23 protein-coding genes and 1 tRNA gene are annotated in these 26173 nt (G+C 44.4%); 9 read left to right on the top strand and 15 right to left on the bottom strand.

What is annotated here, in order from left to right:
• Positions 1-280: 280 nt before the first annotated feature.
• Positions 281-1867, top strand: a complete 1587-nt coding sequence (locus F461_RS0110155; protein WP_020001049.1) for a peptide chain release factor 3 — start codon at positions 281-283, stop codon at positions 1865-1867.
• Between the two features lie 124 nt (positions 1868-1991).
• On the opposite strand, the gene F461_RS0110150 is transcribed toward F461_RS0110155, so the two are convergent.
• Positions 1992-2384, bottom strand: coding sequence for a Ros/MucR family transcriptional regulator (locus F461_RS0110150; protein WP_020001048.1), 393 nt, complete (start codon positions 2382-2384; stop codon positions 1992-1994).
• Positions 2385-2994: 610 nt separating this feature from the next.
• On the opposite strand from F461_RS0110150, the gene F461_RS0110145 reads away from it, so the two are divergent.
• Both F461_RS0110145 and F461_RS0110140 read left to right on the top strand, forming a co-directional pair.
• Positions 2995-4641 carry a hydantoinase/oxoprolinase family protein gene (locus F461_RS0110145; RefSeq protein ID WP_020001047.1) on the top strand — a complete coding sequence of 549 codons (1647 nt, stop codon included), beginning with the start codon at positions 2995-2997 and terminating at the stop codon, positions 4639-4641.
• 37 nt (positions 4642-4678) lie between these two features.
• A complete protein-coding gene (locus F461_RS0110140) occupies positions 4679-5011 on the top strand; it encodes a hypothetical protein (protein ID WP_020001046.1) in 333 nt (110 codons plus the stop codon).
• A 264-nt stretch (positions 5012-5275) separates the two neighbouring features.
• Here the strand turns inward: F461_RS0110140 and F461_RS0110135 are convergent, their stop codons facing one another.
• Positions 5276-6100 (bottom strand): nitroreductase family protein, encoded by an 825-nt coding sequence (locus F461_RS0110135; RefSeq protein WP_020001045.1) that lies wholly within the window; start codon positions 6098-6100, stop codon positions 5276-5278.
• Positions 6101-6446: 346 nt separating this feature from the next.
• Here F461_RS0110135 and F461_RS0110125 point away from each other — a divergent pair, with 346 nt between their 5' ends.
• Positions 6447-7625, top strand: a complete 1179-nt coding sequence (locus F461_RS0110125) for a Na/Pi symporter (RefSeq protein WP_020001043.1) — start codon at positions 6447-6449, stop codon at positions 7623-7625.
• A 635-nt stretch (positions 7626-8260) separates the two neighbouring features.
• On the opposite strand, the gene F461_RS0110120 is transcribed toward F461_RS0110125, so the two are convergent.
• On the bottom strand, positions 8261-8683 hold the full coding sequence (locus F461_RS0110120) for a universal stress protein (RefSeq protein WP_020001042.1): 423 nt from the start codon (positions 8681-8683) through the stop codon (positions 8261-8263).
• 991 nt (positions 8684-9674) lie between these two features.
• Here F461_RS0110120 and F461_RS0110115 point away from each other — a divergent pair.
• Both F461_RS0110115 and F461_RS0110110 read left to right on the top strand, forming a co-directional pair.
• Positions 9675-11621 (top strand): molybdopterin biosynthesis protein, encoded by a 1947-nt coding sequence (locus F461_RS0110115; RefSeq protein ID WP_020001041.1) that lies wholly within the window; start codon positions 9675-9677, stop codon positions 11619-11621.
• A gap of 1 nt (position 11622) precedes the next feature.
• The gene (locus tag F461_RS0110110; protein ID WP_020001040.1) at positions 11623-12090 is read left to right on the top strand and encodes a YbhB/YbcL family Raf kinase inhibitor-like protein; all 468 of its coding nucleotides are present in this window, start codon (positions 11623-11625) and stop codon (positions 12088-12090) included.
• A 51-nt stretch (positions 12091-12141) separates the two neighbouring features.
• Here the strand turns inward: F461_RS0110110 and F461_RS0110105 are convergent, their stop codons facing one another.
• From F461_RS0110105 to F461_RS0110090, 4 genes are all read right to left on the bottom strand, one after another.
• Positions 12142-13164, bottom strand: a complete 1023-nt coding sequence (locus F461_RS0110105) for an alpha-hydroxy-acid oxidizing protein (protein ID WP_020001039.1) — start codon at positions 13162-13164, stop codon at positions 12142-12144.
• A 72-nt stretch (positions 13165-13236) separates the two neighbouring features.
• The gene (locus F461_RS0110100) at positions 13237-13932 is read right to left on the bottom strand and encodes a FadR/GntR family transcriptional regulator (protein WP_020001038.1); all 696 of its coding nucleotides are present in this window, start codon (positions 13930-13932) and stop codon (positions 13237-13239) included.
• Positions 13933-14101: 169 nt separating this feature from the next.
• Positions 14102-15886, bottom strand: coding sequence for a chloride channel protein (locus F461_RS0110095; RefSeq protein WP_020001037.1), 1785 nt, complete (start codon positions 15884-15886; stop codon positions 14102-14104).
• 26 nt (positions 15887-15912) lie between these two features.
• On the bottom strand, positions 15913-16857 hold the full coding sequence (locus tag F461_RS0110090; protein WP_020001036.1) for a bifunctional riboflavin kinase/FAD synthetase: 945 nt from the start codon (positions 16855-16857) through the stop codon (positions 15913-15915).
• Between the two features lie 324 nt (positions 16858-17181).
• Between F461_RS0110090 and F461_RS0110080 the strand changes: the two genes are divergently transcribed.
• Positions 17182-17268 (top strand) — tRNA-Leu (locus F461_RS0110080).
• A 772-nt stretch (positions 17269-18040) separates the two neighbouring features.
• On the opposite strand, the gene F461_RS0110070 is transcribed toward F461_RS0110080, so the two are convergent.
• From F461_RS0110070 to F461_RS17650, 3 genes are all read right to left on the bottom strand, one after another.
• Positions 18041-18676 (bottom strand): LysE family translocator, encoded by a 636-nt coding sequence (locus F461_RS0110070; protein ID WP_020001033.1) that lies wholly within the window; start codon positions 18674-18676, stop codon positions 18041-18043.
• Positions 18677-19000: 324 nt separating this feature from the next.
• Positions 19001-20341, bottom strand: coding sequence for a M23 family metallopeptidase (locus F461_RS17655; RefSeq protein ID WP_020001032.1), 1341 nt, complete (start codon positions 20339-20341; stop codon positions 19001-19003).
• 305 nt (positions 20342-20646) lie between these two features.
• Entirely contained in the window at positions 20647-21087 is a 441-nt protein-coding gene (locus F461_RS17650; RefSeq protein WP_020001031.1) for a MarR family winged helix-turn-helix transcriptional regulator, read from the bottom strand.
• Positions 21088-21254: 167 nt separating this feature from the next.
• On the opposite strand from F461_RS17650, the gene hemW reads away from it, so the two are divergent.
• The gene (gene hemW / locus F461_RS0110055; RefSeq protein ID WP_020001030.1) at positions 21255-22397 is read left to right on the top strand and encodes a radical SAM family heme chaperone HemW; all 1143 of its coding nucleotides are present in this window, start codon (positions 21255-21257) and stop codon (positions 22395-22397) included.
• 87 nt (positions 22398-22484) lie between these two features.
• Positions 22485-23375: a zinc dependent phospholipase C family protein gene (locus F461_RS0110050; protein WP_020001029.1), complete on the top strand. Its 891-nt coding sequence runs from the start codon at positions 22485-22487 to the stop codon at positions 23373-23375.
• Positions 23376-23660: 285 nt separating this feature from the next.
• On the opposite strand, the gene fliQ is transcribed toward F461_RS0110050, so the two are convergent.
• From fliQ to F461_RS0110025, 5 genes are read right to left on the bottom strand one after another with little or no spacing between them, the layout of a single operon-like run.
• On the bottom strand, positions 23661-23930 hold the full coding sequence (gene fliQ / locus F461_RS0110045; RefSeq protein WP_020001028.1) for a flagellar biosynthesis protein FliQ: 270 nt from the start codon (positions 23928-23930) through the stop codon (positions 23661-23663).
• 11 nt (positions 23931-23941) lie between these two features.
• Complete coding sequence (fliP, locus tag F461_RS0110040; RefSeq protein ID WP_020001027.1) at positions 23942-24751, bottom strand: flagellar type III secretion system pore protein FliP; 810 nt, start codon at positions 24749-24751, stop codon at positions 23942-23944.
• A complete protein-coding gene (fliO, locus tag F461_RS18690) occupies positions 24672-25106 on the bottom strand; it encodes a flagellar biosynthetic protein FliO (RefSeq protein ID WP_020001026.1) in 435 nt (144 codons plus the stop codon). Before fliO ends, fliP begins: the two co-directional genes overlap by 80 nt.
• Positions 25099-25626, bottom strand: coding sequence for a flagellar motor switch protein FliN (gene fliN / locus F461_RS0110030; RefSeq protein WP_020001025.1), 528 nt, complete (start codon positions 25624-25626; stop codon positions 25099-25101). Before fliN ends, fliO begins: the two co-directional genes overlap by 8 nt.
• 41 nt (positions 25627-25667) lie before the next feature.
• Complete coding sequence (locus F461_RS0110025; RefSeq protein ID WP_020001024.1) at positions 25668-26147, bottom strand: flagellar basal body-associated FliL family protein; 480 nt, start codon at positions 26145-26147, stop codon at positions 25668-25670.
• Between the last annotated feature and the right edge of the window lie 26 nt (positions 26148-26173).

Below are 26173 nucleotides of genomic sequence, written 5' to 3'. Positions count from 1 at the left end.
GTTTAGCAGAAGATGGTTGCTGTGAAAATGTATACACCGTGCTTTGCACGAAAGGTACATACACAGAAGGCCTAATGGGGCATCGGGGGGAATGTCTGGGGAGCTGTGTTTCTTCTTTCTTGACCAAAGCGGGTTCTTTGTGGAATACGCAGTCATCAACAGCGTAGGATGTAAAATTTTACGTTGACAATATTAGCACTTTTTGCAGCGCGGTTATCCGCGCTGTTTTTTGCGAGATCGCACCGTTTTTATTCACAAAACGGAATACAGAGGATTAACCATGAGTAAAGCTTTAGCACGTGAAGTTGATAAACGCCGTACGTTCGGCATCATCAGTCACCCGGATGCCGGTAAAACCACCCTGACAGAAAAATTGTTGCTGTACGGTGGTGCAATTCAGATGGCGGGATCAGTAAAATCCCGTAAAGCGGCACGTCACGCTACTTCTGACTGGATGGCTATGGAGCAGGAGCGTGGTATTTCTGTTACTTCCTCTGTTATGAAGTTTGAATACAAAGGGCACGAAATTAACCTGCTTGATACACCGGGGCACCAGGATTTTTCTGAAGATACCTACCGTGTGCTCACCGCGGTTGATTCCGGTCTGCTTGTTATCGACTCTGCAAAGGGTGTAGAAGCGCAGACGCTGAAACTCATGGACGTTTGTCGTCTGCGAAATACTCCTATTGTGACCTTCATTAACAAGCTCGACAGGGAAGGTCTTGATCCTCTGGATGTTATGGCTGACATTGAAGAACATTTGAAGATTGAATGTGTGCCGCTTACTTGGCCTATAGGTATGGGGCAAGAATTTAAAGGCACATGGAATATATACAAGAACGAATTGCATCTGTTTAGTGCTGTGCACGAAGGTAAGACTCAGGAAGGCCTTGTTTTTAACGATGTAAACGATCCTCGTCTTGAAGAGTATCTTGGTGAATTTGCAGTACAGTTACGTGACGAGTTGGAATTGCTTGAAGGTGCGGGTAACCCGTTTGATAAAGAACGTTACCTTAACGGTGAGCAGACTCCGGTATTCTTCGGTTCCGCGATCAATAATTTTGGTGTGCAGGAAATGCTGGATGCCTTTGTTGAGCTTGCTCCGGCTCCGAAAAGTCGTCCTACAACAACTCGCGACGTTTCTCCGTACGAAACAGATTTTTCCGGTGTTGTTTTTAAGATTCAAGCAAACATGGATAAAAACCACCGTGACCGTATTGCCTTTATGCGCATTTGTTCCGGTAAGTTTACCCGTGGCATGAAAGTAAAACATCATCGTGTTGGTAAAGATTTTACTATTGCGAATGCGACTATTTTTATGGCGCAGGACAGAACCGGCGTTGATGAAGCTTACGCTGGCGACATCATCGGTATTCACAACCATGGTACTATTAAGATCGGTGATACTTTTACCACCAAAGAAGAATTAAAATTTGTGGGTATTCCGAGCTTTTCACCGGAGCATTTTCGTCGCGTACAGCTTAAGGATCCAATGAAGCGTAAGCAATTGCAGAAAGGTCTTGAGCAGCTTGCAGAAGAAGGTGCAGTTCAGCTGTTCCGTCCTATTTCTAATAGCGACTATATCCTTGGTGCAGTCGGTATTTTGCAGTTTGATGTAATCGTGCATCGTCTGAAAGAAGAGTATAGTGTAAATGCCCTCTACGAACCCTGCATGATTACAACTGCCCGCTGGATCAGCAGCGAAGATGAAAAAGTTTTGGCAGATTTTAAAGACTACTACCGTAGTGATCTCGCAGTTGATGCAGAGGGATGTCTTGCATATCTTGCTCCAAACCCTTGGAAGCTTGAGTCTGCTCAGGAGCGCTATCCGAAGGTTGTGTTCAGTACAACCCGAGAAATACGTTAACGTATTTTAATGACAGTAAAAACCCGCATTGGAAAGAAACCAATGCGGGTTTTTTTATCAGATATATAAGTGTTGTATTGCAAAGAGTTTTATACAAATGCAATACGCAACTGTCAGTTATCTGCTAGACTTTCTTTTTACGTTTTTCCCACAGGCGCATATCTTTCATTTTCTTTCTACGTTCGCGCTGCAGAGATTTACAAACAAGCGGCATACCTTTTTTGTAACCGTATTTTTCGCGGTATTCCTGCATAGACAGTTCATGGGAAAGCAAGTGCTTGCGGGTAAGAATCTTAAAAGACTTACCACATTCAAGGCAGGTGATGGATTTTTCTTTAATGGCTTTGCTAGGTTCCATTATTGGCTCTTGTACTGTTTCTTCCTGCGTGCCTTCGGCAATCTGCTTAATACCGAAAGCTAGCTTTTGCATCATTGAGCCGATTTCATCTTCGGTCATAGTGCGGACGCTAGCCTGTGCTTTCACAATATCTAAAGCCTGCTTCAGATATTCTTCCATTATCTCCTCCTTCCGTTACGCCACATAATTCATTGCAACATATTCCACACGTATTAAACATCTTTAATAGAACATCGGCACTGTTCAGATCTTAATACTGGCTTCTCAAATTCTTAACTGAAGCTACGTAGTAAAATATAACATTTCCATTATATTGTGTTTGAATAGTATTTTTGTGATTAAAAAGTCTCTATTTCGTTTCGTAAAAAATTTGTTGTACTCATAAAGAGAGTAGTGCTTACAATAGCAACTGAGAGAGTTTCTTTAATGCAACTTTTGTATAGTAATTACTATTAATCATAAGTTACAATTTCCATACTGAATTTTAATGAAGCTTTAGTTAGATCAATTCAGCATCGCTAAAAATTGTCAAGAATGCAATAGGCAATAAAATTGGAAAAAATAAAGTTTGTTTTATTGTTCCAAGTCATAGCTACAGTCTTGTTAAAAGATTCCGTATTAGAATTAATTATAACAGCATTATAATTTGCACATTTTTGGATTAGACACAGTTATAACTGCATTATATTATGCTTGGTTAGCGCTTTGTTGCCAAACTACCTGTTCGAGCGGTAGTCTGTGCGCTCAGTTTTGTATGGGAGTACGCGTAATGGGAAGTAATAAGCGCTATTATATTGGTATCGATACCGGTGGGACATATACCGATGCGGTCATTGTAGAGTTGGATTCAGCAAATGCTGTTACAACAGCTAAAAGTCCGACAACACATTATGACATCCAAAAAGGTATCCAGTCGGTTGTTGAGAAGGTGTTGGCAGTATCTCAAATTAATCCGGATGATATAGTCAGAACATGTGTTTCCACCACGTTGGCAACGAATGCATTAGTAGAAAACAAAGGTGCAGACGTAGCTCTTTTTGTCATAGGCTTTAACCAGCGGTTGGAAGTGCCCGCGGTTGCCGCACGGTTTGTCCCCGGTGGACACACTATCAAAGGTGAGGAAGTAGAGCCGCTTGGTATCCAGTATATTGTGGATGGAGTGAATGAATTAAAAAACGATGTTGAAGCATGGGCTGTGTGCAGTTCGATGGCGTTTATGAATCCCGTTCACGAATTGGTGGCAGCAAAAGCGGTAAGTTTGGTCAGTGATGCCCCCGTGTTTTGCTCGCACGAAGCCAGTTCGCGTGCCGGCATGAGAGAACGAGCCTCTACCGCATGTCTTAACGCACAGTTGTTGCCAGTTATGCAGAAATTTCTTTCGGGTATCAGCAACGCACTGTCCGCCTGCGGTATTACAGGCGAGGTGCTTGTAGTGCGAGGTGACGCAACAGCAATGCATATGCAGGAAGCACTCAAGCACGCGGCATCAACTATTGCCAGCGGCCCGGCTGCAACAGCACTGTTCGGAGCAAAAGCAACAGATACAACAGATGCCCTTATTCTTGACGTAGGCGGTACCACAACAGACATAACACTCATCAAAGACGGTAAACCGGTTGTGGATACTGCGGGCATGTCCATTGGCAAATGGGAAACCCATGTGGAAGCTGTTGAAATGTTCACTGTCGGTATTGGTGGCGACAGTCTTGTGCAGCTGTCACAAGGTAAACCGATGGTGGTTGGTCCCGCTCGTGTAACACCAGTCTGTATGGCGCAGGACATCCCTGCTCCTGAAACATGGATTGGACAAGGCAAGCTGTCTCGCTGCATCACGATGGCACCAGATCTCACGCAGGAAACCATTGCAGCGTCTGCAGTCCTTTCTTGTCTTGCAGCGCAAGGAGCTATGACGCCACAGGCTTTGCTTAAAAGTTTGGGCATCGCAGAAATAACCTTCGAGCAAGAGATTGCTAAGCTGCTCCACAAGCAGCACGTCATCGAAGTCGGTTTTACGCCGACAGATGCACTGCATGTTCTTAAAAGACTGGATATTGGGGATCAAAATTTGGCCTGCAATGCTGCTCAAATTTTGGCAAATATTGACGGCAGGACAATAGAGGACTTTGCACAGCGGGTTCTTACGCAGGCAGAGCGCGTCATCGAAGAAACAGTGCTGCGGCATCTCACCAAGCGTGAAATAGGCGGAAATATTGCTGGTTATCTTGCAAATCGTGAAGAAAACAAGCTGCTTCAGATTTCTGTATCGCTCAATGTGCCAATGATCGGGATAGGTGCAGCAGCACCATATTTGCTCACAAATGTTGCTAAGCGATTGAATACAACCATTGCGTTCCCTGACCATTTTGCAGTGGGCAACGCGCTTGGCTCTGTGTTTATGGCAGAACACAACTGTTAGGTCTTGCAATTTTACATGATTGAATGAGGGACATCTTATGGAATATAAAGAACAATGTTTTGAAGCTGTAATTGAAGTTGGAAGTGAATGTGAAGATTGCACCGTTGTACACGGATGGCTTTATGACGGCACAAAATGGGTGTTACACGCATGGGGCGAAACCGACGAAGCCGTATACGATCTCACAGAGTCACGTGATCCGCAGCACCGTGATGTGTACTACAAAACACACGGTGTAACCGAAGAACGTCTGCGTCGTTATTCACGTATCGAGTTTTTTACGCTTTTGGGCGATACCAAGTCTTTTGGCCCCTATGATAAAGAGCTTTTCTTCGCGACCACTTCAGATGTTGATCCGTTGACGAAGTAAGGCTTCGGTGAATTTCTAGTACGCCTGCTTTCACGCGGTTTAATGCCGTTGGCTTGAATAGTAAAAGGGCTATCCTCCATATAAAGGATAGCCCTTTTTTATTTTTAGAAAGGTAGTGGAGCATAAGCCGCGAGGTGGTGTAAAAAACGTGGCGATCTCGCAGCTAAAAGCTTTTGGAGAGTTCAGAGAAACTTTTTTTTAAAAAGGTTCTCTGGCTTCCAGAGGCCAAAAGAAGGCTCACCGAAGATAGGAAGCGTCAATCTCCTACATGGTCACACGATGAATTTTTTGAAAGTTACGATCAACAGTGCGTTGATATTTGACGTCTGGATATCCGAACAAGACGGGATACATTGCATTATGGTTTTCTGGAACCCCCAGTAGCTTTTTAAAATCAGGGACAAAACGGCTAAGGGCCTGTATCGCGAAGCCGCACCAGAGACTGCCGAGTCCTGTGTTTGTAGCCGCTAGGTCGAAGTGTGTGAGGGCAATGGCAATATCAAACATGGGAGAAGAGCCGGTTGTTGGCGAAGATACAACGAGCATGTGCGGTGCGTTTCTAAATATGATGTCCTTGCCTTCTTCATGGGCTTTACTGAGAGCTCTAAAATGAGCCATGTCTTTAGGAATTCGGTGTTCACGCGTTGCAGCGGCAATATGTCTGTATGTATGGTCAGAAATTTTTTGCATTATGCTTATGTCATCAACAACAGAAAATTGCAGCTGCATGGCGTTTTTTGCTGTTGGTGCATTTGCGGAAAGAGCAAGAAGTCTGTCGATAAGCTCTTTGTCGACGTTTTCCTGTTTAAAACGACGAACAGATCGACGTCCGCGCATAAGTGTTTCCAGCTGATCATCTGATGGCAGATTGCCTTTTATTTGCATACAGTCTTCTGGCTGAACATTAAATATAGAGATAGCGCCGGTAGGGCATATTGCAAGGCAATGCATACATCGGAGGCATCGATCTTCGCGGGAAAATTCAATTGAAGGAATATCATTATCAAAATGGATAATTGATGTCGGGCAGTCATTAACACACAGACCGCACTGAATACATTTTTCGGTATCAATTTTAAAATTAAGCATGCTGTCTCCTTATGTCACATTAATAGAGTAGAGACCCTCTATGAAAAAAGCTAAAAAATCGGCATGGATCCATGCGCAGAGGGAGAAAATATGTGACGTGATGATTGATGCACAATACTGTAAAAAAGATTGAGGATAAAGAGCGATATTTTTTAACTAAATCATGTTGGTAAAAAAACACTTAATTTTAACAGGATAGGTGTTGTACGCCAGTCAATCGTCACAATGCTGCATAGTTGTAACAAAGCTGTCACATAAAGCGTCTATCAAGAGCACGGCTCGAGGAGCAGGCAGGTGTGTCTGAGCAGGTCGGGTCGATCACCTAGATATACTCTATGGAGCATCTATGTCTGACATGACTTATTCTCCGGAAGCGACGCAGGTCGCGTCCTCTGTGACTGACTCTGAACAATTTAGCCTCAAGGCTGCTGGTCGCTGGATTGCTATTGCCGCCCTGGTTTACTGCATGTTGCTTGCAGTCGGCATGATTGGTGCGGGATTCAAAACTGCTACGGCAGGAGAGGCAAAGTCACTATTTGCCTTTGCGTCCAACCCGTTTCTCGGACTTCTTATTGGTACTGTCTGTACCGCCCTCATTCAGTCTTCAAGTACCGTTACTTCTATTATTGTTGGCCTTGTTGCCGGTGGCTTACCTGTCTCACTGGCTATTCCAATGGTAATGGGGGCAAACATCGGTACGACTATTACAAATACAATTGTCAGCGCAGGTCACATGCGGTGCAGTATAGAATTTAAACGTGCCTTTTCTGCTGCAACAGTACATGACTTTTTTAACCTGATAGCAGTGCTAATCTTTTTGCCTCTCGAAATTTGTACCGGCTTTTTAGAAAAGACCAGTTTAGCCATTGCCTCAATGTTTGCGGGCGGGAGCTCAATGAGTATAAAGGGCATAAACTTTATTAAGCCGATCACTAAACCGGTTATCGGTGCTCTTAAAGACATGCTTAGTACATTTTCTCCAGAAGTTCAGGGCGTAATCCTTGCACTTCTTGGTGTCGGCCTTATTTTTTGTGCAATTACTGTGATGGGCAAGTTGCTTAAGAAACTCATGGTGGGGCGTGCGAAAAACATGTTGCATACTGCGATTGGTCGTGGCCCGATTGCGGGCATTACTTCCGGTATGCTCGTTACTATGCTCGTTCAGTCTTCTTCCACAACTACCAGCCTTATGATTCCGCTTGTGGGCTCCGGTATCTTCACCATGCGGCAAATTTACCCGTTCACTCTGGGAAGTAACATCGGTACCTGTATAACCGCTCTGCTTGCTGCAACCGCCATTGTTGGTGGGAACAGTCTGTTTGCCTTACAGATTGCTTTTGTACATTTGCTTTTTAATATTGCTGGAGTACTGGTTATTTTTGGTCTTCCATTTATGCGTGAAATCCCGCCTCGTTGTGCGGAATGGCTTGCTGATTATGCAGGTCGTAAAAAGCGCTATGCTGCATGTTATGTTCTGGGTGTATTTTTCTTACTTCCGGCTACATTTATTATGCTTGCACAGTAAATGTGCACGCTTTAGATTGATGAATAGCATCAACGCTGGCCTGAAATTAATTAGGTGTAGCGTTGCAACACCTTAAGAAGTTTATTGGAACTGCCGCAGGGAATTATAAAAAAAGTCCTGCGGCAGTTTTTTGCAATTTTGTGCTTTCAAAATGAAAAGGATAGCTTTACAGTCAGTTTGAAACCGTTTACAGAGTTAGATCAGATAAATTCTACTAAATTACTCAGAATGGGTGAGAGTAGAGTAGGTTCGCTGCCTTCAGGTCGTGTAACCGCTTCCGGGAAATGACTGATGGAAGAAGGTACCCCCGTACTCTGTCTTCCATCGCAGTTTGCCGGATGAATCTGACATCATCGGGCAATAGGCTGTTCTTTTGAACGGCTTAGCGCTGCGTGTTGCACATTCTTCGGCAGCATTCAATGGGCGAAATGCTGCCGGAGCTTCTCAAAAGAGTCCGGGGTTCAGCTGATGGTTACTAGTTCTGAACTCCGGACTCTTTTGTGTTCTGCGTTTCAATGTTACGAGATAACGTAATAGAAAGGTCGATTCTATGTACTGCCAAGCCACCATTATGGTGTTGCCAGTACATAGAATCGACCTTTTTTGTTTCAGTAAGGTACGCGGACTTCTGTGACCTATGACTTTTTGTGAACTACAAGCACATTGCATGGTAATTGCTTAAGAACACGCGTTGTCACACTGCCGAGTAAGATAGAGGCAAGGGGATTGGTGCCGCGTGGGGCCATGATAATTAAATCTACATTCTCTTTTTTTGCTACTCTTGGAATCTCTTCACTAGGAGAGTTATCAATAACACGTTCAATATATCTGGCTCCTGCCTTTTTCAGCATCTCCCGTACGGGGGCCAGAATTTTGTTGGCGTACTCAATGGATTCCACAGAAAAATCTTTAAACTGCTTAAGGGTTTGAAATGTTTCGCTGCAATAGAGTAGTATAATTTCTGCGTCAAATTTCTTCGCTAGACTAATAGCTTCTTCAGCAGCGTTGCTTGAATATTCCGAGCCATCCACCGGCAACAATATTTTTTTTATTTCCATGTACTACTCCCATGTAACAGCAAAGTTTGTGTGGAAAATTAGGGTTGCTATACGTGTTCTGTGCAAGAACACAGCGGACTGTATTTGTTAGAAAAAGATGTGATTTTGGTTATACTCAGTGATAACATCAGGTCTTTTTTAAAATATTTCTCTAAGTATAACGTGCTCACCAATGTGTAGCAATTGGATAAAAAAGATATAATATCTAAAAATAAAAGGACTACTCTCCGTAATAATACGAAAATTAACCTAGAGTCAGGAAAGCTGAAAAGGTGGGAAGAATGTGCTGTAGATATCCATGCAGAATCTGACGTAAATAAGAGAACATGAAGGGTGCATTTATACAGTGCAGTAGTTCTGTAAAATGATAGTATGATGCCGTGCAGTGCGCTGTCATGTATAAATAAAAAGACCTGTCTCGCAACACCATAGTTACAAGGCAGGTCTTTTTACGCTCATGATTCGTTGCCGGGTTTTCCGAACACTTTTACGGAACATCGTGTCCGGAAAACACAGCATCAACGCGTAAAAGCTAACGCGTTATGCGAGGAAGATGCATAGTACCAAAGCAGAGCAACTTAGCAACTTAATAAATTTTATGTACTTCATAAGTTTTTTTTGAATTTGTGTTCAAAAATTATCTTTTAGTAGCTAAATAACGTCTTTTCCCATTGTAATAAAAGTATTTTTTGCTTTAATATCATACTCATATTTTTGTAAATGAACTTGTAATAGTAACTGCATGGTCTTGTGTAGCTTGAAATAAGCAGCGTAGATTTTAGGTGGCCGGAATGTTCAGAGTGAATAACTACGTCGTGTCTGGACAAATAGTTTCTTGGATATAATGTGTTGTGCGCGAAAAATATTATTCATGTAGTTAATAACGTTAAAAGTGGTAACTGTGCTTGAATATATGAGGTTCAAGCTCTTTTATTACCATTCTAAAACATGTATTATATCCACTGATCATAAAAATTAGCGCGAGGGACATATGACTGCCGCAAAACGAAATGTATATTTAAAAACAATCCCGCTGACTGCAGCCGTGGCAAAGACGCAAGCTGCACTCGACAGAAATTTGCTTTTACGAAGCGAGGTTGTTCCTACACATGAATCTGCCGGACGTGTTTTGTCCGAAGCAGTGTTTGCAGAGTATTCCTCGCCGACATTTCATAGCGCAGCAATGGACGGTATTGCTGTAACCGCAAAAGAAACTTTTAGTGCCCGCGAAGGGGCACCATTACGCCTTACAAAAGGAATATCATACGTTCCTGTAAATACAGGCAACCCTCTTCCGGAAGGGCGCGATGCGGTTATCATGATTGAAAATGTTATCGCGGTAGATGATGACACTGTCGAAATTGAAACCCCTGCATTCCCTTGGCAGCATGTCCGCCGTATCGGTGAAGACATTGTTGCAACGGAGCTTCTATTCCCCCAGAACCAGCAAATTTCTCCATATGATATTGGTGCGTTGCTCAGTGCAGGTATCTGGGAAGTTCGTGTATGGGAAAAAGTACGTATATGCATTATCCCGACAGGCGACGAAGTTCTTGATTTTGAAAAACGTCCGGAACCAAAACCGGGACAGGTCATTGAAAGCAACTCGCAGGTGCTTAGTGCAATGGCACGTAACCTTGATTGTATTGTTGACCGCATTCCGCCTGTACCTGATGTTCCTGAGCTGCTGGAAAAAGCTGTTGCTGCGAAACTTTATGAACCATATCACCTGGTCATTATTTGTGCCGGTTCCTCCGCAGGCTCCAAAGATTTCACTCGTGCTACCATCGAAAAACTGGGCAAGGTGGTTGTTCATGGTGTAGCCGCGATGCCGGGTAAGCCATCCTTGCTTGGTGTTTGCAACGATAAGCTTGTAGCAGGAGCTCCGGGGTACCCTGTAAGCGCGGTTGTATGCTTCGAAGAGCTGCTTACGCCGTTGATTTCGTGGATTAGCCGTAAACCTGTACCTGCTCGTCCTGTAGTAGATGCAGAACTCACACGGAAGATGCCATCCAAGCTTGGTGTTGAAGAATTTTTACGTCTTTCCATCGGTAAAGTCGGCGATAAATATGTTGCAACTCCACTGGCTCGTGGTGCTGGATGTATTACCACCATGTCCCGTGCTCAGGGCGTAGGGCGTATTCCCGCTCAATCAGAAGGTATCGATCAGAATTCGATTGTTCGTACAGAGTTGCTTGTGGAAGAGAAGCGCCTTGATGAAGTACTTGTTACCATTGGAAGTCACGACAATACACTCGACATTTTGTCTGATGAACTTATGGGGCTCGATACACCAATGCGTCTTGCTTCCAGCCATGTCGGTTCAATGGGCGGCATTCTTGCCATTAAAAATGGCTCCTGTCATATGGCGGGTGCACATCTGTTTGATCCGGAAACCAACGATTACAATTTTCCGTTCATTGAAAAATATCTTCCGGATACTGAGGTCACACTTGTAAACCTTGCAATCCGTCATCAGGGTTTTATCGTTCCTAAGGGGAACCCGCAGCATATTCAATCTATCGAAGATCTTGCCAATGGTGCTATTCGTTTTCTTAACAGACAGCGTGGTGCCGGAACACGAATCCTTCTTGATTATCATTTGAAAAAAGCTGATATTTCTCCTGCGTCCGTGACAGGATATGATAAGGAAGAGTTTACGCACATGGCAGTTGCAGTGAACGTGCTTACGGGGGCCGCTGATACCGGACTCGGAATCTATGCCGCAGCAAAAGCGCTTGATCTTGCTTTTGTGCCGCTTGCGCGTGAACGGTATGATCTTATTATTCCGACAGCCTACATGAAAACACCACAGGTGAAGGCTGTTTTAGCGCTGCTGCAATCCCCAACGTTTAAAGCACGTATTGAAGCTCTTGGCGGGTACGAGACGTCTTTGACAGGAACCATTATGGAGCCGGGAATCGGCCTTGGAGAGTAGTGTGAAGTTTTTTAGTCCGGCTTTTGCCGCCTCAGAAGAAATTCCGGTAAAATATACCTGCGACGGCGAAGATATTTCGCCGCCTCTGCAATGGTCAAATCTTCCGGAAGGAACAAAAAGCCTTGCAATGATTTGTGATGATCCAGATGCCCCCAATGGTGTTTGGGATCACTGGCTTATTTTTAATATTAGTCCGGAATCTACCGGACTTGAGGAAAATACACCAAAGCAGTTCGACCCATTCCGAGGTGTCGGGCACGGTCTCAACAGCTGGCAAAAAGCGTATTACGGTGGCCCTTGTCCACCGTCAGGGCAGCACCGTTACTATTTTAAGCTTTATGCACTTGATGCTCGCTTGCGGATTAAGCCGGGGGCAGCCAAGGGTGCAATACTGCGCGCCATGGAAGGACATGTTCTTGAAAAAGTACATTTTTTTGGAGTGTATTCCCGAGAGAATGTGAAGAAATAAAAAAAGCCTCCGGTGAATATTCATCGGAGGCTTTTTTTATATGTCTTATATCTATTGTCCGAGAACGTCTGTAATCATATTAGAGTTCGCATCAGCAATGGATTCACAGCCAGAGAGAACCATGGCTGATTTAAGCTGGCCAGTGAGCTGCTGGATGTATTTGGCAGCGCCTTCTTCAAGGCCGCCCACCGTCGCAATAGAGAACGGACGGCCGATCATAACGGCGTCTGCTCCGAGTGCTATCATTTTGAGGACATCTACGCCGGTGCGGATACCACCGTCAACGAGTACGGCAATTTCACCATTAACGGCTTCTGCAATAGCTGGAAGAACATGTGCGGTACCCGGAGTATGATCGAGTACACGGCCGCCGTGGTTAGATACGACGATGCCTGCTGCACCTGCTTCTACTGCTGCCAGAGCATCTTCCTCGGTCATAATGCCTTTAAGAAGAACCTGACCCGGAATACGTTCGATAAGAGCCTTCAAACGTTCTACACCGCGTGGGGCAACAGGGCGTCCCATCTTTGCAAGGGTGATAAGGCCGATTGCGTCAATATCGATGCCGAATGTAGTACAGCCGGTAGCTGCGGCTTTTTCAATTTTTTCGAAGAATTCGTCGCCTTCCCAAGGTTTGATGAACGGAATAGCTTTACCGTTTACCGCCTTGATAGCATCAAATCCAGCTTCAGAGATAAATGGTGGAACACCATCTCCTGTACAGCCTACAATGCCGTTTGCATCACATGCTTTAACCTTGGACATAATGTAGTCTTCTTCAGAGACCTTGCCGCCCATGTTGAAGGATACGCCGCCAATTGGTGCTGCAAACACAGGGATAGAGAGGTCGTATCCGAGGACTTTTGTGCTTGGATCCGGTTCAGAAACATCATGGATAGTACGCATACGCAGTTTATAGTCTGCTAATGCTTCAACATTGCTTTTAAAAGAGGCTGCGGTGCCAAGACCGCCCATTCCCGGAACTTCGCCTGCGCAGGCGCGTCCGTCACATTCTTTACAGACTCTGCAAAAGCCTTTCATGCGTTCTCGAGCTTCTTTACGAACTTCTTGCATAACATTTCCTTGCTAGGTGGTTGTGGTTTATTTTTGAGCCGCGACGAGCGGAGAGAATCCGCCTGCGGTTGTTTATTTTGTAGTAAAAAGCAGGTTGTGTACTTGTTCCAAGTGTACATGCATACATTTGGTCGCCAGAGCTGCGTCACCGGCGGCAATGGCGTTGAAAATTTCTTTGTGCATGGTGCATGACTGCGTGATACGTTCCGGAGTCTGAAGCGGCGCCTGCCGTGTTTCTTCCAACGCGGTGCTGGCATTAAATAACGCCTGTACAAAAAGTGGATTACCGGAAGCCTGAGCAATGGCAGAATGAAAGCGAATGTCTTTTTCCCAAGGGCTTCCATCAGGCGGTTCCAGTGTATTCTCTTTCATTATAGTTGCAATATTTTTAAGTTGATCCGGTGTTGCATTCCGCGCCGCTAATCCTGCCATAGCAGGTTCAATAGTCCGACGAAACTCCATGATTTGCAGAAGATATATGCGCTGCGTTGTAAGAGCTTCTGCCAGTGGTTCAACGATATCTCCTGTGTTGACAATAAAAGTGCCGTTGCCGCGTCGACTTTCAACAATGCCCTTTTCCTGAAGAGAGCGGATTGCTTCGCGAATGGAACTACGCGAAACTTGGAACCTCGTTGCTAAATCACGTTCCGGTGGGAGCTTGTCTCCAACGGTAAGAGTCCCGCTATGTAGCATCTCCTGAATTCGTAATACAACCTGTTCGTATATTTTTAGCTGCTCATTGAGGTGAGCGGATGATGTCTTATGCATGTAAGTCCTCGTGGTCTGACCAATCTCTTTGGTCTGACCAATAGCATAATGAAAATTGGTTTTGAAGAATTTTATTGCTAAAAAAGGCCCCTGAATAATTCAGGGGCCTTGAGTATTCGGTATGTTTTTTGGGCGGCAATGCCGCTGAGCATTAGCCTACGAGATTCTGCTATCTTTCGTTTTCATGAATGGTGCTCAGGTGATTTTTGTATGCCCTAAACACATCTGCTCTGTTAATAAGCCCGAGAATTTCGTTTTGTTTGTCTTCCTGTACAACAGGAATTTGGCCAAGGTCGGAATCTACAAATTTAACAAGTGCTGTGTAGAGATCATCATCTTCCTGCAGTGTTACACTTTGACGGGCAAGATCACCTACAACAACGAGGTCAAACAGGCTCTCTTCGTAAAGGATATTACGAACATCGTTGATAGACAGAATTCCTGTAATTTCGCCGGCAATATTTTTGACAGGGAAAAAGAATTCGTTTGTTCCAGTAATGATATTCGTAAGTGCTTTCAGTGTGATAGATTCTTCGAGAATAGTTACACGCCCACGCTGGTAGACCTCTTTTACCTGTAAGTTTTCAAGAATGTTTACAGTAGAATCTACAATGTGAGCCGGAGATTCAAATTTGTTCTCAACCTGATTTTCGTAGAGAGATACTTTGCGGCTGATAACAACACAGAAGGCACCGGAAAGCATAAGTGGAGCGAGTAGGCCATAGCCTTTTGAAAGCTCACATACCATAATCAGCGGGCCGATCGGAGCGTTTGCAACTCCTGCAAAGAAGGTAGCCATACCGACAAGCACATAGCTTCCCGGGTGGCTGACAATATGCGGATAGAAACTGTTTGCGGTAAAACCGACCACACCGCCTGTCATTCCACCTACAAAAAGAGCAGGTGCAAACATACCGCCGCTGAGACCGGAGCCAAGAGTGAGTGATGTCGCCAGCGTTTTACCAAAGAGCAATACCAGCATGGTGATTACCGGCAAATTGCCGTTAATGGCCTGCTCTAAGCCATGGTGACCGCTTGAGAGTACTTCCGGGTAGAACATGCCGTAAATGCCCATGATAAGGCCACCTGCGACCATTGCCCACATAATGCCAAGACGCTGACGGATTTTTTCAAAGACAGAGTACTTGAGGAAATGGAAGGTGCGGACATAAAACCAACCTGAAAGGGCACATGCGACAGAAAGAATTGCGTAGAATAAAAGTTCACGCACGTCATTGAAGTGAAACTCTGGAATTTCAAACATCGGTTTAGAACCAAATGCGATAAAGAACAGAGAATAAGCCACTACTGAAGAGGTTACCGCAGAAACGATTGCTTCTGATTCAAAATCTTCTTTATAGATAACTTCAATTGCTGTCATCGCACCACCGAGCGGAGCAAGGAAGATTGCGCCGAGGCCGCCTGCAGCACCTGTAAGCATTAAGATGCGGCGTTCTTTGGTAGAAAGACCGAACTTGTGGGAAAACCAGCAGCCAAGACCGGCACCAAGCTGGGAAACCGGCCCTTCCTGACCTGCGGAACCGCCTGCGGCAATGGTCAGAATAGAGGTAATCCCCTTTATGATAGGTGCTTTGGGTTTAATTTCACCTTTGTTCTGGTGAAAGGCCTTGATCATGGCATCCGTGCCGTCTGTTACGCCGTGAATGGAATCCGGAAGAAATTTGTCTACGAGGAAACCGGTAATAAAAGCGACAGTAACCAGAGCTACGGGAATTACCCACGGACGATATTCGCCGTTACTTCCATGTGCAGAAAGTCCGGCGAGATGGTTCTGAATAAAGTCTTGAGAAGAATCGAGCCCAAAACGGAATAAAATTGCAACTAAACCAGCAAAAATACCAACCAATATACCAAGTACAAGCATACGGACATATGTAACGTTTTGGTATACACGAAGGTATTCTTGCCAAACTCTTTTAAAGGGACCGAGCATCGGGCGCTCCAAGTTGTAGATTAATGCTACAGATGTGCTTCGGGTGTATCGAGCAGCTGTCGTGCGAGCGAAACATCGCTGGTAATTTGTTCGATGAGTTCATCCAGTCCACTAAACTTTTTCTCATCGCGTATGCGCGCAACAAAGTTTAGACGCAGTTCCCATCCATAGATGTCTGCGTCAAAGTCTAGAATAAATGTTTCAACGCTGATTTCATCATTACCAAAGGTTGGGTTACAGCCGATATTGGTTACAGCCTGATATACGTTACCGTCTAACTCTGCCCACGTGGCGTACACACCCGGTTTCGGGTACAGTTCATCTCGAACACGCATGTTTGCAGTCGGAAAGCCGAGAAGTTTTCCACCACGGTCCATTCCGTGAATAACCGTACCGCGTATGATGTAAAAGCGATCCATAAGAGGCTTTACATCCCATACCTTACCTGCCTTGATCAGATCGCGTATGCGTGTGGAGCTGACGATAGCGTCATCAATCATCACAGGGTCAAGACGTTCAGTGTTATACCCGAATTTTTTACCTAATGCGGAGAGCAGCTCAAAATTTCCCTTGCGGCCTTTGCCGAAAGCGTAATCGTAGCCTACAACAAGCTCTTTCATGTTAAGCTTATCGACGAGAATTGTTTTTACAAACTCTTCAGGCTCCAGTGCTGCCAGGTCTCGCGTAAATTCAAGTAATAGCACAAGGTCTACACCGAGTTTTTCCAACAGGTCTAATTTTTTATCGTAGTCAGTAATTAGAGCAGGGGCATGCGAGCCGGCAAGAACCTTGAGAGGGTGCGGGCAAAAGGTAACAACGACACTGGGTACACCCATAGACGCCGCTTTTTCTTTAGTGCGGTTAAGTAACTTCCTGTGACCGTTGTGCACACCATCGAAGTTTCCGATAGTAACGCAACAACCTTTGGAAAGATCTAATGAAATTTCCTGTATGCTTCGTGCTATTAGCATGGGTACCCCAGCAGCATGTGTTATTTCGTATGAATCTTTTCGCGCACAGGCAGCCTGTTGCGCGAAGGCGATTATTGTTACAGCAAAAGGTGTAGCGCTTCAAGTGGCAGATGATCTTTGAATTCGTTTTGTCTGTTGTCTTGTTCTATAAAATTCTTCTTTTAAAATTAGAATGTTGAAGGTTAAAATCAAGCGCATTTTTCTTTGTTATCGAGTGATAGCTATCATTTTTTATTCTTTTTTATTAAAAAAAAGCTTGCAAGGTTTTCATATTGTCGATAAACACCACTCCTCGAAGCGTAACAAAAAGCTTCGCGAAAACGTGCCGAGGTGGTGGAATTGGTAGACACGCTAGGTTCAGGGTCTAGTGGATGTATTTCCGTGAGAGTTCGAGTCTCTCCCCCGGCACCATCGAATATAAAAGCTCTTAATTCAAAAGAATTAAGAGCTTTTTTTTATGCAAATTTCAGAGTTATCAACAAGAAATTTGTTATGACTCGATGTTGGAACAGTGCGCGCGATTGTCATTACAGCAGTTCTTTCTTGGGGGTAACGTTTTTTTCTATGATATTCTGTTTTGATTGATTTTTATTCTTTATCTTTTTTGTGCCTGACAGCATGCGGTTGCATGAGTAGATCTCTTTAAGAGATGCAAGTTGGAAGCAATACTGCAAGATTATATTTTGTAATTTCATTGTTAACAGTAAAAGCCACACAAGCTACAATGATGATCTGAGATTTTGGTTTTTAAATGGAGCCGAGAAAATGCTTAAAAGAATTCTAGTAGGTTGGTTTGGCTTTATATTAGCCTATAGAGGGGGGTACATAGCTCTCTATGGGCATTATACTTGGAATCCTCGAAGTCTAGCTGATACAAAATTGATGGGGATTCCTATCTGTGTTGTCGGCCTTTGCATGATTCTATATGCAGTTGCCCCAAATCTCGCTCTTAAACTAAAAGACAAAATATTTAAGAGGCAGGAATAGTTTAGTATTTTTGCTGTCGTTCCCATCGTCAAATTGATCGTCTTCATCGATCTGTATTGCTTTGGGTTTTCTAGTCCATTGTGGGTGTTTATATGATCTAACAATCCGGTATGTGATAGATTTAGTAATAATAAAAAGGCCTGTCGTAATCTACGACAGGCCTTTTTATTATTATCGTTTCAGAAAGATTTTCTAACTAGCGTTCACTTAGCGCTAATTTAACACCAAGTCCTACAAGAACGCTTCCAAGCACTCGATCAAGCCAGACGCGCAATTTCTGACTTGATCGTAATTGGGTGGTCAGTCGGTCACCGATAAAAATAAGAGGTGGCTCTACAAGTGCTGCAGTGGCAATAAGCAGAGTTCCGTGCAGAAGTAGTTGCATCCAGACTGGTCCTGCCCCGTCAACAATAAATTGAGGAAGAAAAGCAATAAAAAATGTGGCGACCTTGGGATTAAGCAGGTCGATCAAAATTCCCTGACGGTAAATTGAAAAAATATTTTCTGCTATTCCATCATTGTCAATCTGAAATCCTGTACCTTTTGAGCGTAACGCATTGAAACCAAGCCAGAGCAAATAAGCAGCCCCAACCCATTTAATAACGGCGAAAGCGTTGGCTGAGGCCATTACAATGGCTGATACTCCAAGGGCAGCAAGAAGCACATGGCCAAATGCTCCCGTCCAGATTCCAACCATTGCTGCAACTCCGGCTTTTTTCCCGCCTTTAACTGTCTGGCTGAGAATAAAGGCAAAATCAGGACCTGGAGAAATATTTAAAAGTAATGCGGCTGCAAAAAATGATGACCAATGTGTAATGTCGTAGGTAAGCATATCGTTCTTTGAGGGTAAAGGTTATCGAAGGCTGCATTTCTAATTTAATAAATACAGTAAGTTGGTGGAATTAGATATACGGGTCGAAAACCAGGTATGCAGCTACATTTTGTTGCCATTCAAATAGAATGTATAGTGGTATTACTTAGTACTACTTCTTGCTCTTGATTTCGTCAATGTAAACAATGTTCGTTTATCTACTCGTGTGATTTATAAACAAAAAAAATGGTGAAGTTAAAAACTTCACCATTTTTATTTTATGAAAGGTTCTTAAGCTGCCGGTGGCTTGTCGAAGCCACGCCAGAAGCGTTCATACCCATGAGGTTACACTGCGTTATCGACAGCTTGGTTAGGTGTCTGAGCAGTATCCTTTACTGGATCAAGTAGTTTTACTTTTTCTTTTAAAATAGCAATCTGTGCTTTAGTAGCCTTTGGTGCACGCGGGTTGATTGCTTTCGCAGGGTTGATGTATTTGCCGTTCTTTTTCATACGAAAATCCAGGTGAGGTCCTGTTGCAAGCCCTGTAGCGCCGACATAGGCGATAGTTTGACCTTGCTTAACCTTTTTTCCCACTCTAAGCCCCTTAGCAAAGCGGCTTAGATGTAAGTAGCCAGATTCATACCCATTGCTGTGGCGAATTTTTACATACTTACCAGCGGCCTTGCTGCGTGCGATTTTAATAACCTTACCATTGCCGATCGCAGAAACAGGGGTTCCGCGAGGAGCTGCGTAGTCAATGCCATTATGCGGGCGGTAGGTTTTGAGGACAGGATGCAGGCGGTGTTTACTGAATTTTGAAGAGATACGGGAAAACTTGAGCGGTGCTTTTAAAAATGCGCGGCGCAGGTTTTTGCCTTCCGCAGTGTAGTACTGCGTAAAGCCGTCTTTATCCTTCATGTAGTAGCCTTCATGAGTATTGCCCTGATTCACAAAACGGGCAGCAAGTATCTTACCGTAGCCTTGGAATTTTCCTTCGCGGAATCGTTTTTCAACAACAACAGTGAAATTGTCATTTTTACGAATATCGCGAATAAAGTCGATTTCCCAACCGAAGATGTCACCAATGCGTGCGGCCAGTGCGGCTTTTTCTCCAGCGTTAGCTATTGCTTCGTAGAGATTGGAGTTAATCACGCCATGAATACGTTCGGTGGTGATGTCGTATTTGATATCCTTGCATTTAGCTACGAAGCCGTCGTCTGATTTGGTGACGGAAAGGCATTGATCATTATCGATTTCGTATTCAAATTGTGTGAAGTCTCCATCGATGGTTGTGACCCTGAAAGGACGCCCCCGACGGATTTTTGTGAGGCGGAATGTTTTCTTTGTTGTGGATGCAAGTTCATACACTTCCGCTTTAGTGAGCCATTTGTTTAAAAGCGTGGAGGCTGTCTCACCTTTTCCAATTTTTCCACTGAACACTTTTACAACAGGCTGTGGATCTGGTTCGGGTTCGGTTGAAGATTGAATCTGGTGTGTCGCTGAAGCAATGAGTGCTTTTGGTGATGCGTTAGAGGTAGCGACAGAAGTGGTGCTTTTTGTTTCGTTCTGGGCAGTCTGTGTGCTTTGCGACGGTGTTAATGATACATACGCTGTAAAAGCAACTAAAATTGCTGTAACAATAGCCAGAGAGACTCTTTTCTTGTTTATTTTCTGCTGAATATACATAAGACCCTTACAAACGTTCTTAAGTTGTTACCACATTCCATATTGTACACGGACTAATAAAGATCATCTGAAAAGGGTTTTCGTCAAGGGATTAGAAGTAACTACTACTAGTAATGGTGAAGTATTTTTTTATTTATAATGAGTTTGAGAGGCTATCTAATAAAAAAATATTTAATTTGGTAATGCCACACCTACAGTGGAAATCATAAATGGTGTTAACACCGTACGGCAACAACAATAAAGGTTGCTGCCGCGGGTGAGATTGCTTTATTTTTTGTCAGAATAGTATGTCTGTAGCGGCTGTGCTATGGCTTCAGGCCATGTTCGCAAACTTTGGACAGTAGCGTTGTAAGAGTTTTTTGCTCTTCCGCGGTCAGTGGAGCGAGCATTTCTTGCATTGTTTCTCGTAATGATGAGCGGAGGTCACCTTTTATCCAGTTCGCTTTATCTGTGGCTGACACGAGCTTTTGTCTTCGATTCTTAGGGTTTACTTTCCGTGTAACAAAACCCTTAATCTCCAATTGTTCCACAGCGCGTGCTGTGGCTGCGGGATCAATAAAAAGCGCTTTAGACAGAGCGTCCTGCGTCATTGGTTCTTTATTGTGCAAAATTTCTATTAAAAATGGCACCTGACCAAATGTTATACCATATTGGGATACTTTTTCTTTAGCTTTTGCGGCTTGCATGCGATGAGTCATCGCTACTGCATATCCCAATGGAATCGGTTCCTCTGAAAAGCGTTTCATAGCCCCTCTGTTTCTTTAATAGTAAAAGCGCATTATTGTATTAATTGTTGACGTGTCAATAAAATTAAAATGTTGTCGTGTCAATAATACAGAAAGCATTTTTTATTACTCTTTAGTTCAATTGAATCCTTGACGCATAGTGTGCCTGCCCCTACTTTCAACCCGTTATGTTGCTATATTTACATGTTCCCTTTTGCCGCAGTAAATGCGGGTACTGTGCGTTCCATTCCCAAGTTCCGGATGCGAACGCTATGCAAGTGTATCTAGATGCATTGATGCGAGAAATTGCCCTTTGGGGCGACAGGCTTGGCAATGTAGCAGTAGAAACCATCTTTTTTGGTGGCGGTACGCCGTCCATGCTTCCTTCCAAATCTATTGATGCTGTTCTTAACAGACTTGCCAAGAGTTTTGCCATCAGCAACGGGGCAGAAATCAGCATGGAGGCAAATCCCGAATCTGCCGCGCGTGACACCTTTCTTCAGGATGTTCGACGTTCCGGTATTAACCGGTTGAGTCTTGGAATCCAAAGCTTAAACAGAGAATTGCTGCATACATTAGGACGACCGCATTCAGCAAAACAGGCGATCGCTGCAATTGAACTCGCACGTCAGAGCGGGTTTAATAATATTAATGTAGATTTTATTTGGGGATTACCGGGCCAACGACTCAAGCATTGGCTTGAAGAACTGAAAGAGATTGTGAAGTTGGGGCCGGATCATCTTTCTTGTTATAGCCTGACAATTGAAGAGAATACGCCGTTTGAAGTTGCGTATGATGATGGAAAGTTAGAGTTACCTTCTGATGATGATCAGGGAAAAATGTTTTTGTACGGCTCAGACTTTCTGGAACTTCAAGGCTACACCCACTACGAGATTTCTAATTTTGCCCGTATGGGCTTTCAGTGCCGCCATAATCTTGGGTACTGGGAAGGCGTTGACTATTTGGGGCTCGGGCCTTCAGCTGTATCGACAATAAATAGTCGTCGCTGGAGCAATCCTAAAGACCTTGCAGGATACGCAAGGCAGACCACACAAGGGCAGCTTGGTGATAATGCTGAGACTCTGACACCGCATGAACGCATGCAGGAGCTTATTATGCTCCGTCTGCGAACTGCACGTGGGTTGCGTTTTGCGGCATACAAAGAGCTCACCGGAAGAGTTTTTATGGAAGATTTCCGGCCTATGATTACAGCACTGCATCAGCATGGCTTAGTCAAAATTCGTAATGGGTATCTGAACCTTACGAAGCGTGGCATGCTGGTCTCTAATACCATTATAGAGAACCTCTTTGACGCGATGGACCGACTCTAGATTTTGAAGTGTTGACTTTTTAGATGATAGCATTACTCTATGACCTCAGCCTGAAACATCGGGCATTACATGAGGGGATGGGGTTCAATGAAAAAATATTTGGTACTGGCGGCGGTAGCTGCCTTTGCTTTTGTTTTGCTTCCGGATGCAGCATATGCATGGGGACCGGGGGTACATATTTCAATAGCCGAATGGCTCCTTTCCAACCTGACTCTTCTACCTGCACCTGTCGCGCATACTATTGCTTTACACAAAGACGCCTTTAAATACGGCGCACTCTCTGCGGATATCTTTATTGGAAAAGGAAGCACTGTCGTTCCCGGACATAGTCATAACTGGGAAACAGGCTTTACTCTTTTAAAAAATGTTCAAAGTCCTAAGCTTCGTTCATATGCCTATGGCTATCTTTCGCATCTCGCAGCAGATGTTGTAGCGCATAACAATTACGTTCCAAGCCTCATGTCAGGAGCACCAACTTCCGGCAAGCTCGGCCACGTGTACATCGAGGCACAAGCAGACCGCATGGTACGTTGGAACAGCAACAGTGTCCGCGGACTTTTTAAGATTTCTTGTACAGATCATGACTGCGAATTACTTGCAGCCACAAATAAAAACAGAAGCGGGTTTGCCATCCGTAAGCAAGTGTTCCGCAGCAGCGTTGCACTCTGTGGTGCATATCCGTGGAAAAGTTCTCTTAAGCTTCTCCATCATACCATGCCTGGCGCAGCAGACAAAAAATATCTGCGTTCCATGATTGATGCCAGTGCACAATCCGTGGTCAATATTTTGTCAATGCGCGATAAGTCCGCCGTCGTAGGCGTTGACCCTATCGGTGCATCCGCGTTGGCAGACTCAAAAGGGCTTTGTGCGGGAACTCCAATTTTGCCTAAGCGAAACCCTTTTCCGCTCGTTTTTCCGCTTGATAAGCGTGTTTCAACACTGCCTAAGTTGCAGGTTTCACATCGTATCGTACTTTAGTTGTTTTAATTAGTTAGTTTTTGACGGGGCCGTAATGCTGCCCCATGTATTTTATTGATGTTAATAATAAAAAGGCTGTCTCTCGAATGAGGGACAGCCTTTTGTTATTTTTTAAACGGTAGTGGAGCATAAGCCGTGAGGTTAGGAACGTAGCGGACTAAGTTCACAAGTAACAACTTTAAGATATTCGTAAGAAGCTTTTTTTCAAAAGTGGGCTTAAGCCGTCGGAGGCACAAAATATCAAAGCAAGTGCCGCAGATCCCCTGAAGGCTGAATGTCCTCGTGTTAGCGAATATACGTTGGGATATTCATAAAGACTTCTCGCGTAAAGGTGGTCATTTTTTCCATAATCCACGGGAATGCTATGAGAAGCGATATGAAGATAGCGATAATTTTCGGTACAAAGGTCAGGGTTTGCTCCTGCACCTGTGTTGCCGCCTGAATGATGGATACGATCAGACCGACAATCAGACCTACAAGGAGCATAGGCAGCGAGATCATGAGTGTGAGCTCGATTGCTTTACGGGCATAGCCGATAACGAATTCGGGTGTCATGTTTCATATCCTCACAATAGGAAGCTGTTAACGAGAGAGCCGGTGAGCAGGCTCCAGCCGTCTACCAGAACGAAAAGAAGCAGTTTAAACGGCATGGAAACCATCATCGGCGGCAGCATCATCATACCCATTGCAAGCAGAATACTCGAGACGACCATGTCGATTATGAGGAATGGTACATAGATGAGGAAGCCGATAGTAAAGCCGGTTTTGAGTTCACTGATGACGTAGGCTGCTGCCAGCATCATGGTTGGAACTTCAGCCTTTGTTTTTGGTCGTTCCATTTTGCTGATGGAATAGAACAAAGAGAGATCTTTTTCGCGTGTATGCTTAAACATAAACTCTCTAAGTGGCTGTTGTGCCACATCCAGAGCCTGTGTGAAGCCTATTTCTTCGTTAAGGTAGGGTTGCAGAGCATTGTCGTTAATTGCAACGCCGACAGGGCGCATAATGATGAATGTCATAAAAATAGCGAGGCTGGCCAAAACCTGAGAAGGTGGCAGCTGCTGTGTTCCTAATGCCTGACGCAAAAAGGAAAAGACAATGATGATGCGGGTGAAGCTGGTTACTGTCAGCATGATGGCTGGTGCCAGTGACAGAATAGTGAGCAGGAACAGGATTTCTAACAGAACGGAGACGTTCTCCGGTTCTGACTGGCCTGCACCTAATGCCAGCGAGAGGGATGGTACTGCAAGGTCCCGCGCAGCAAATGCTACAGCGGGAACCAGCAGTATGAAAGCACTAAGAGTCAGAATCCGTGTCGCGGAGCTGGCCCATAATTTTTTTAAATTCTTTTGTGTCAGAGGAGTCGCTAGAGTCATCTTCCGTTTCCGTTTCAGATAAAAGGTTTATCTGGTGGTCTGTAACCCCCAGTAATAGCCTTTTATTCAAGAAGCGTACCACGACTAGTTGCTTTTTAGGCGCAAGATGGAATCTTTCTTCGATATCGAGAGTGAGTTTGCCACATTTTTTACCTCTAAGGCCCTTATTCATACCGACTTTCTTAACAAACCAGAGCAGTCCGTATAGTCCACCTAAAAGTAGTAGCAGAATGCCGATAGCCTGAATATAGCTTCCCCAACCGACCACCTCAGGGACAGCGGGTGACGTTCCGTTGACGATTTCAGCGGAAGAGTCGATAGCCGCGTGGGCTGCTGTCACTAAAATGTTATGCAAGTTGTTTCACCCTTTCGATTGGGCTGATGATATCGGTCAAGCGTACCCCGAATTTTTCGTTGATAACAACAGCTTCACCACGGGCTACCAGCTTGCCATTAACAAAGATTTCAAGAGGTTCACCTGCGAGCTTGTTCAGTTCAACAACGGAGCCTTGACCAAGCTGAAGCAGTTCGTTGATGAGCAGGCGTGTGCGACCCAGTTCTGCGGAAACATCAAGAGGGATGTCGAGAATAAAGTCGAGTTCGTGTTTGCCGGATTCTGGACGGATGGCTTTTGCATCCTCTGTCAAATCCTTGAACTCTGCTTCATGAGCCTTACTGGAGAGTACGCTCTGTTCTTTTTCTTTTTGAACTATTTCTTGTTCTTCACTGGCAAGAGCTGCTGCCCATTCTTCTGCCAGCGCTTCGTTCTGACTCATATTTTGAGAGGTGCCGCCACCGATTGAGTCATCATCCTGCTCTTCAAGAGCTGCAGCCCACTGTTCAGCCAGTAAATCCTGGTTCACATCTTCAGACATAGTAACCTTCCTTATCTGAAAGAGAATAATAGCTAGTTAAATTACTGGATAACCAGTTCTGTAAAATACACACGTACAACTTTAGAGCTGCCAATGATCTGGTTGAGACGTGTCACCAGTTCATTTTTAAGCAGGATTTTGCTCTCAAGCGAAGCAAGATCTGCGTATGACTTGCTGGAAAGAAGCAGAATGACTGCATCGCGCACCTTAGCGCTTGCGCTTTCCAGAACCTGTGCAGCTTCCGGACTGGCAACTTCTACATCAAGAGTAAGCTTAATGTAGCGTCGCCCGAGCGGGTCAGAGAGGTTTACAAGGAAACTTGGCAGGGTGACCACTTGCGAATCAGAAGGGTCAACTTCTTCAAGCTGGACATCCTGAGGCTCTGCCGTTTCGGTAGATTTTTGGAAGTACGTTGTGTACGCGAAGTACCCGCCGCCTCCAAGAAGCAGAAGGATCAAAAGCATGATGATCCATTTCATCTTTCCGCTTTTTTTCTTTGTTTCTTTTCCTTCTTCAATCACGATACAGCTCCTTTGCAGTTTCTTGC

It is taken from the genome of Halodesulfovibrio aestuarii DSM 17919 = ATCC 29578, from assembly GCF_000384815.1.
GTDB classification, from domain to species: Bacteria; Desulfobacterota; Desulfovibrionia; order Desulfovibrionales; family Desulfovibrionaceae; genus Halodesulfovibrio; species Halodesulfovibrio aestuarii.
The sequence above is the reverse complement of the archived record's forward strand: the minus strand, read 5'-3'. Positions and strand labels throughout refer to the sequence as shown.

What these genes read in the sequence shown, in the direction of transcription:
- F461_RS0110090 (WP_020001036.1), bottom strand. Translation starts at nt 16,857, where the DNA reads ATGCTAATAGCACGAAGCATACAGGAAATTTCATTAGATCTTTCCAAA.
- F461_RS0110105 (WP_020001039.1), bottom strand. Translation starts at nt 13,164, where the DNA reads ATGCAAGAAGTTCGTAAAGAAGCTCGAGAACGCATGAAAGGCTTTTGC.
- hemW (WP_020001030.1), top strand. Translation starts at nt 21,255, where the DNA reads ATGTTGCTATATTTACATGTTCCCTTTTGCCGCAGTAAATGCGGGTAC.
- F461_RS0110120 (WP_020001042.1), bottom strand. Translation starts at nt 8,683, where the DNA reads ATGGAAATAAAAAAAATATTGTTGCCGGTGGATGGCTCGGAATATTCA.
- F461_RS0110125 (WP_020001043.1), top strand. Translation starts at nt 6,447, where the DNA reads ATGTCTGACATGACTTATTCTCCGGAAGCGACGCAGGTCGCGTCCTCT.
- F461_RS0110095 (WP_020001037.1), bottom strand. Translation starts at nt 15,886, where the DNA reads ATGCTCGGTCCCTTTAAAAGAGTTTGGCAAGAATACCTTCGTGTATAC.
- fliQ (WP_020001028.1), bottom strand. Translation starts at nt 23,930, where the DNA reads ATGACACCCGAATTCGTTATCGGCTATGCCCGTAAAGCAATCGAGCTC.
- F461_RS17655 (WP_020001032.1), bottom strand. Translation starts at nt 20,341, where the DNA reads ATGTATATTCAGCAGAAAATAAACAAGAAAAGAGTCTCTCTGGCTATT.
- F461_RS0110140 (WP_020001046.1), top strand. Translation starts at nt 4,679, where the DNA reads ATGGAATATAAAGAACAATGTTTTGAAGCTGTAATTGAAGTTGGAAGT.
- F461_RS0110135 (WP_020001045.1), bottom strand. Translation starts at nt 6,100, where the DNA reads ATGCTTAATTTTAAAATTGATACCGAAAAATGTATTCAGTGCGGTCTG.
- F461_RS17650 (WP_020001031.1), bottom strand. Translation starts at nt 21,087, where the DNA reads ATGAAACGCTTTTCAGAGGAACCGATTCCATTGGGATATGCAGTAGCG.
- fliP (WP_020001027.1), bottom strand. Translation starts at nt 24,751, where the DNA reads ATGACTCTAGCGACTCCTCTGACACAAAAGAATTTAAAAAAATTATGG.
- F461_RS0110070 (WP_020001033.1), bottom strand. Translation starts at nt 18,676, where the DNA reads ATGCTTACCTACGACATTACACATTGGTCATCATTTTTTGCAGCCGCA.
- F461_RS0110155 (WP_020001049.1), top strand. Translation starts at nt 281, where the DNA reads ATGAGTAAAGCTTTAGCACGTGAAGTTGATAAACGCCGTACGTTCGGC.
- fliN (WP_020001025.1), bottom strand. Translation starts at nt 25,626, where the DNA reads ATGTCTGAAGATGTGAACCAGGATTTACTGGCTGAACAGTGGGCTGCA.
- F461_RS0110115 (WP_020001041.1), top strand. Translation starts at nt 9,675, where the DNA reads ATGACTGCCGCAAAACGAAATGTATATTTAAAAACAATCCCGCTGACT.
- F461_RS0110145 (WP_020001047.1), top strand. Translation starts at nt 2,995, where the DNA reads ATGGGAAGTAATAAGCGCTATTATATTGGTATCGATACCGGTGGGACA.
- F461_RS0110150 (WP_020001048.1), bottom strand. Translation starts at nt 2,384, where the DNA reads ATGGAAGAATATCTGAAGCAGGCTTTAGATATTGTGAAAGCACAGGCT.
- F461_RS0110050 (WP_020001029.1), top strand. Translation starts at nt 22,485, where the DNA reads ATGAAAAAATATTTGGTACTGGCGGCGGTAGCTGCCTTTGCTTTTGTT.
- F461_RS0110100 (WP_020001038.1), bottom strand. Translation starts at nt 13,932, where the DNA reads ATGCATAAGACATCATCCGCTCACCTCAATGAGCAGCTAAAAATATAC.